The following is a 5523-nucleotide window of genomic DNA, read 5'->3' as shown; positions in this document are numbered from 1 at the left end:
TGCAGTCATATTTTCATCGGTAAACATCCTCGTCCCCCAATTTTCAAACAATCTGTACCTTCCCATTCTACCAAAAACCCGCCATGCCGTCCGAACCGTTTCAGACGGCACGGACAAACCGCCCCCACTCAATCCTGCCGTGTTAGCGTGTATAATTCGGCATTCTATCCGAAATTCACAGCAGGTCAGCAATATGTCTTTGAAAACAGTAGCCGTTATCGGCGCAATGGAACAAGAAATCGAGCTTTTGCGCGAGATGATGGAAAATGTCAAAGCCGTCTCTTTCGGCAGATTTTCCGCCTATGAAGGCGAATTGGCGGGAAAACGCATGGTGCTTGCATTGAGCGGCATCGGCAAGGTCAACGCGGCGGTTGCAACGGCTTGGCTTATCCATCAATTCGCACCGGACTGCGTCATCAACACCGGCAGCGCGGGCGGTTTGGGCAAGGGTTTGAAAGTCGGCGACGTGGTGATTGGCACGGAAACCGCACACCACGATGTCGATGTAACCGCATTCGGCTATGCCTGGGGGCAAGTGCCGCAACTGCCGGCAAGGTTCGCTTCAGACGGCATATTGATTGAAACGGCAAAACGGGCGGCGCGGACGTTTGAAGGCGCGGCGGTAGAACAAGGGCTGATTGTCAGCGGCGACCGCTTCGTCCACAGCAGCGAAGGCGTGGCGGAAATCCGCAAGCACTTCCCCGAAGTCAAAGCAGTGGAAATGGAAGCGGCGGCGATTGCCCAAACCTGTCATCAGTTGGAAACGCCTTTCGTCATCATCCGCGCCGTTTCCGATTCGGCAGACGAAAAGGCAGACATCAGCTTTGACGAATTTTTGAAAACGGCGGCGGCAAGTTCTGCAAAAATGGTGGCAGAAATCGTCAAATCTTTATAAAACCTTTATCAAATCATGCCAAAACAGCGGTTTTCCGTTAGAATATCGGGCTATTTCCACGTTGCGCCCGATATTCGGACGTACCGCTGTTTGTTCAGACGGCATTTCTAAAACCCACTGTTCGACATTCAAAATAACTCTAATGAAAAATATCCGAAATTTCTCCATAATTGCCCACATCGACCACGGCAAATCGACGCTTGCCGACCGTTTTATCCAATACTGCGGCGGTTTGGATTTGCGCGAAATGAGTACGCAGGTACTCGATTCCATGGACATCGAAAAAGAGCGCGGCATTACCATTAAAGCGCAAACCGCCGCGCTCAACTACAAAGCACGCGACGGGCAGGTGTATCAACTCAACCTGATTGACACGCCGGGACACGTCGACTTCTCTTACGAAGTTTCCCGTTCGCTGTCCGCCTGCGAAGGCGCGCTTTTGGTCGTTGACGCGTCGCAGGGTGTGGAAGCGCAAACCGTGGCGAACTGTTACACCGCGATTGATTTGGGCGTTGAAGTCGTGCCTGTTTTGAACAAAATCGACCTGCCTGCCGCCGACCCCGAGCGCGTTGAACAGGAAATCGAAGACATCATCGGCATCGATGCGGTCGGTGCGGTACAGTGTTCCGCCAAAAGCGGTATCGGAGTGGAAGACGTTTTGGAAGAAATCGTTGCCAAAATCCCTGCGCCGACCGGCGACGAAAACGCGCCACTGCAAGCCGTGATTGTCGATTCGTGGTTTGACAATTACGTCGGCGTGGTCATGCTGATTCGAGTGAAAAACGGCACCATCAAACTGAAAGACAAAGTGCGCTTTATGAGCACCAAGGCGGAAACTCAGGTCGAGCAGCTGGGTGTATTCACGCCGAAATCGGTTCAAAAACAAGAACTCAAAGCCGGCGAAGTGGGCTTTTTGATTACCGGCGTAAAAGAATTGGGACAGGCAAAAGTCGGCGATACGGTTACACTGGTTGCCAACCCCGCCTCAGAGCCGCTGCCCGGCTTCCAAGAAGTACAAAGCCAAGTATTCGCGGGCCTTTATCCCGTGGAAAGCCACGACTACGAAGCTTTGCGTGATGCTTTGGAAAAATTGCAGCTGAACGATGCTTCATTGAAATTCGAGCCTGAAGTTTCTCAAGCATTAGGCTTCGGCTTCCGTTGCGGTTTCTTGGGTCTGTTGCACTTGGAAATCGTGCAGGAACGTTTGGAACGCGAGTTCGACATGGATTTGATTACCACCGCGCCGACGGTGGTTTACGAAGTCGTGTTGAAAAGCGGCGAGAAAATCGAAGTCGAAAACCCGTCCAAATTGCCCGACATCGGCAGCATCGAAACCATTCTCGAGCCGATTATTACCGCGACCATCCTTGTGCCGCAGGAATACGTCGGCAACGTCATGACTTTGTGTAACCAAAAGCGCGGCGTGCAGGTCAATATGCAGTACATGGGCCGCCAAGTGATGCTGACTTACGATTTGCCCATGAACGAAGTCGTCATGGACTTCTTTGACAAACTCAAATCCACTTCGCGCGGTTATGCTTCGTTGGACTACCATTTCAAAGAGTTCCAACCGTCTGATTTGATTAAGCTCGACATTATGGTTAACGGTGAAAAAGTCGATGCCTTGAGCCTGATTGTCCACCGTCAAAGCTCGGTTCACAGAGGCCGCGAGCTGGCATCGAAAATGCGCGAACTGATTCCGCGCCAAATGTTCGACATTGCCGTCCAAGCTGCCATCGGCAGCCAGATTATCGCCCGCGAAAACGTTAAAGCCCTGCGTAAAAACGTTTTGGCAAAATGTTACGGCGGCGATATTACGCGTAAGAAAAAACTGCTTGAAAAACAAAAAGCAGGTAAGCGCCGCATGAAACAAGTGGGCAACGTGGAAATCCCGCAAAGCGCGTTCTTGGCGATTTTGCAGGTAAGCGACAAATAATATTTCGGCACATAGGGCGGCGCGTCGGGAACACCCCTCAAACCGTCCTGATTTCAGGGGCACGCGCCCGCAAACAAATTTTGCAATTTGCCGCCTTAAAACGGTTGCACGGACAGGCGGGTTTTTAAGCATTAAGGAACAACAATGAACACAATGCTAATGTCGGGCGCGGCTGCCGCGCTGCTTGCCGGCATCATCCTTTATTTCAAAAGCGACAAGAAGCGGCAGGAAAACGGTGAATGGAGTTCCGGTCTCGAATACGCCTATATCCTGACGGCGGTCGGCGTGTTTGCCGCTTTGTCCCTGTTTATGAGCTTTACCGCCGTTTTCCTGATTTTCGTTGTATTGTGCGGTACGGCTTGGGGGGTATACAAATACCGCCTGAAGACTCATCCCGAAATCTCGGAAAGCAGCCACTTCGGCGATTATTTCGGCGGTTTCTTCCCTACCGTTTTGGTATTGTTCCTCATCCGGTCGTTTATTGCCGAACCGTTCCAAATTCCATCCAGCTCGATGCGCCCGGGCCTGATCAAGGGCGATTTCATTTTGGTCGGCAAATTTTCCTACGGCCTGCGCGTACCCGTTTTAAACAATGTATTCATCCCCACGGGCAAAATCGAACGGGGCGATGTGGTCGTTTTTAATTATCCTTTGCAACCGGAGATGACCTACATCAAGCGTATTGTCGGCATTCCGAGCGATGTGGTCGAATATCGGGATAAGATTTTGACGGTAAACGGCAAACCCACTTCCGACATTCCTGACGGCACATACCGTTATCCCGACGACACCGACCCTTCCGAAATCCACAACACGGATATGTTCCGCAGCGGTTTGGACGGCAAATCCTTCAATATTCTGAGAAAAGAAGGACAGCCTGCCGTTTCCCTGCCCGTATTGGGCAAATATACCTCCGATATTATGTCTGAAAACGGATATTCCATAGAGCAAAGCGGTTTGGAACACTGCCAATATGCCGACGACGGCAGCGGTTTCGTGTGCAAAGTTCCCGAAGGACGCTATTTCGCTATGGGCGACAACCGCGACAACAGTGCCGATTCGCGCTACTGGGGCTTTGTGGATGACAAGCTGGTTGTCGGCAAGGCAATGTTCATTTTGATGAACTTCGGCGATTTCGGCAGAGCCGGTACAGCAATCCGTTAAGCCGGAAAATTACGCCGGAACATCAAAAATGCCGTCCGAACCCTGTTTCAGACGGCATTTTTATCATCAAACGCCTTGTTTCCCTGCCGTCAGCCTCGGGGATAATATAGTGGATTAAATTTAATCCACTATATTTCCGTTTGTGTGGAAACCCATCCCATTGAATAAAGGGCATTTCGTCCGACTGACGGTGTGGGCGGCATATGGAAATACGGACATTATTTTAGTTGCATTGCCATTCCAGCGGAGGCGGCTTTTTTGATTCTGCCCGCCCCGATGCCGTCTGAAAGGGCTTCAGACGGCATTTTCTGCTCCGCGCCGTTGCCGGCGTGTTTGGTCTTGCCGGTTTTGACTGCCTGCCAGTTCAATCGTACGCAGTTTTGCCACGGCAGAAAATCTGATGCCGGACGGAGTCAAGGCTCGGACTGCTGTTTCAGCGAACCAAGGTAAATTGCCGAAAGCGTCAGCGCCACCCCTGCCCACTGCACGCCTTCAATCGGTTTGCCCAATCCGAAATAATCGATGAACAGGGCGGCAACCGGTTCGGACAAAAGCAGCAGCCCCGTCAGCGACAGCGAAAGCAGCGGAATCGCATAGGCAACCATCGCCCACGCGAAGCACTGCATCACCACGCCGTACACAAGCACCAAACCCGCATCTTTCCAAGTCGTCGGATAAAGCGCGCCACCGTCCATCAGCAATGCCGGAACAACCAGCGATACCGCGCCGCCCAAACTCAAAATCATCATTGAAGGGAAAAGTGCCACCGGCTCGACTTCATGAGTCTTGCGGACGAACACCATCGACAGGGCGAGCATCAGCCCGGACACCAAACCGCTGACGAATCCCCAAACCGCATTACCGTTGTAGCCGAATTCCGCACCGGCAATCATCGCCACGCCAGCAACTGCCGATATTAAGCCCGCCTTTTTCAGCCCGCTCAAACGTTCGTTAAAAAAGAAAACACCGATTGCCGACAAGAAAAAGATTTGCAGGCTGTTGAGCAGGGTGGAAATACCCGGCCCGACCGCGTGTATGCTTTCGTGCCACAACGCCAAATCGAAAGCAAGAAACACGCCCGCCGTCATTGCATATCGGACGGTTTTCCTGTTTTTTGGGAATTTTTGCCCGAAAAACCGTGCTAAAAACCAAAATACGAACACCGAAATCAGCAACCGCCAAAATGCGATTGCATACGGGCCGACGGGGACGGATCTGACAATCAGGCTGCCCAGACCGAACACCACGCAACCCAGCACCAGCAATGGTGCGGCATATTTTTTTCCGTTACCGACCACAATATCCCCTCCCTTCCCCATACGGCTGCCGCGCCTACGGCAAAAATGCCGCCATTCCGAAAATATGCCGTCTGAAGCCCAAAGCCCCGGCTGCGCCCGGACAAACGGCTGACTTTACGGGCAGGCCGGCTATTTTCCGTTGGGGCAAAAAACCGTCCTGCCAGATAAAACCCGAATATAGTGGATTAACAAAAACCAGTACGGCGTTGCCTCGCCTTAGCTCAAAGAGA

General features: G+C 52.1%; 6 protein-coding genes. 3 read left to right on the top strand and 3 right to left on the bottom strand.

The window, feature by feature from the left end; translation table 11 throughout:
• Positions 1 to 193 precede the first annotated feature (193 nt).
• The 3 genes from KEM39_RS09780 to lepB all read left to right on the top strand — a co-directional run bounded on the left by KEM39_RS09780 (position 194) and on the right by lepB (position 3995).
• Complete coding sequence (locus tag KEM39_RS09780) at positions 194 to 895, top strand: 5'-methylthioadenosine/adenosylhomocysteine nucleosidase (RefSeq protein ID WP_002239678.1); 702 nt, start codon at positions 194 to 196, stop codon at positions 893 to 895.
• Positions 896 to 1037: 142 nt separating this feature from the next.
• On the top strand, positions 1038 to 2831 hold the full coding sequence (gene lepA / locus KEM39_RS09775; protein ID WP_003750774.1) for a translation elongation factor 4: 1794 nt from the start codon (positions 1038 to 1040) through the stop codon (positions 2829 to 2831).
• Between the two features lie 144 nt (positions 2832 to 2975).
• On the top strand, positions 2976 to 3995 hold the full coding sequence (gene lepB, locus KEM39_RS09770) for a signal peptidase I (protein WP_118997481.1): 1020 nt from the start codon (positions 2976 to 2978) through the stop codon (positions 3993 to 3995).
• Positions 3996 to 4213: 218 nt separating this feature from the next.
• Here the strand turns inward: lepB and KEM39_RS09765 are convergent, their stop codons facing one another.
• From KEM39_RS09765 to KEM39_RS09755, 3 genes are all read right to left on the bottom strand, one after another.
• Positions 4214 to 4363: a hypothetical protein gene (locus KEM39_RS09765; protein WP_170314391.1), complete on the bottom strand. Its 150-nt coding sequence runs from the start codon at positions 4361 to 4363 to the stop codon at positions 4214 to 4216.
• Between the two features lie 45 nt (positions 4364 to 4408).
• The gene (locus KEM39_RS09760) at positions 4409 to 5314 is read right to left on the bottom strand and encodes a DMT family transporter (RefSeq protein ID WP_118997482.1); all 906 of its coding nucleotides are present in this window, start codon (positions 5312 to 5314) and stop codon (positions 4409 to 4411) included.
• 13 nt (positions 5315 to 5327) lie between these two features.
• Positions 5328 to 5523 (bottom strand): hypothetical protein (locus KEM39_RS09755; RefSeq protein WP_211709930.1); only part of this gene is annotated, 196 nt, incomplete at its 5' end.

The organism is Neisseria sp. Marseille-Q1983, assembly GCF_018224585.1.
GTDB lineage: Bacteria > Pseudomonadota > Gammaproteobacteria > Burkholderiales > Neisseriaceae > Neisseria > Neisseria polysaccharea.
Note: the sequence above shows the minus strand (reverse complement) of the source record. Positions and strands in the feature narration are given on the sequence as shown.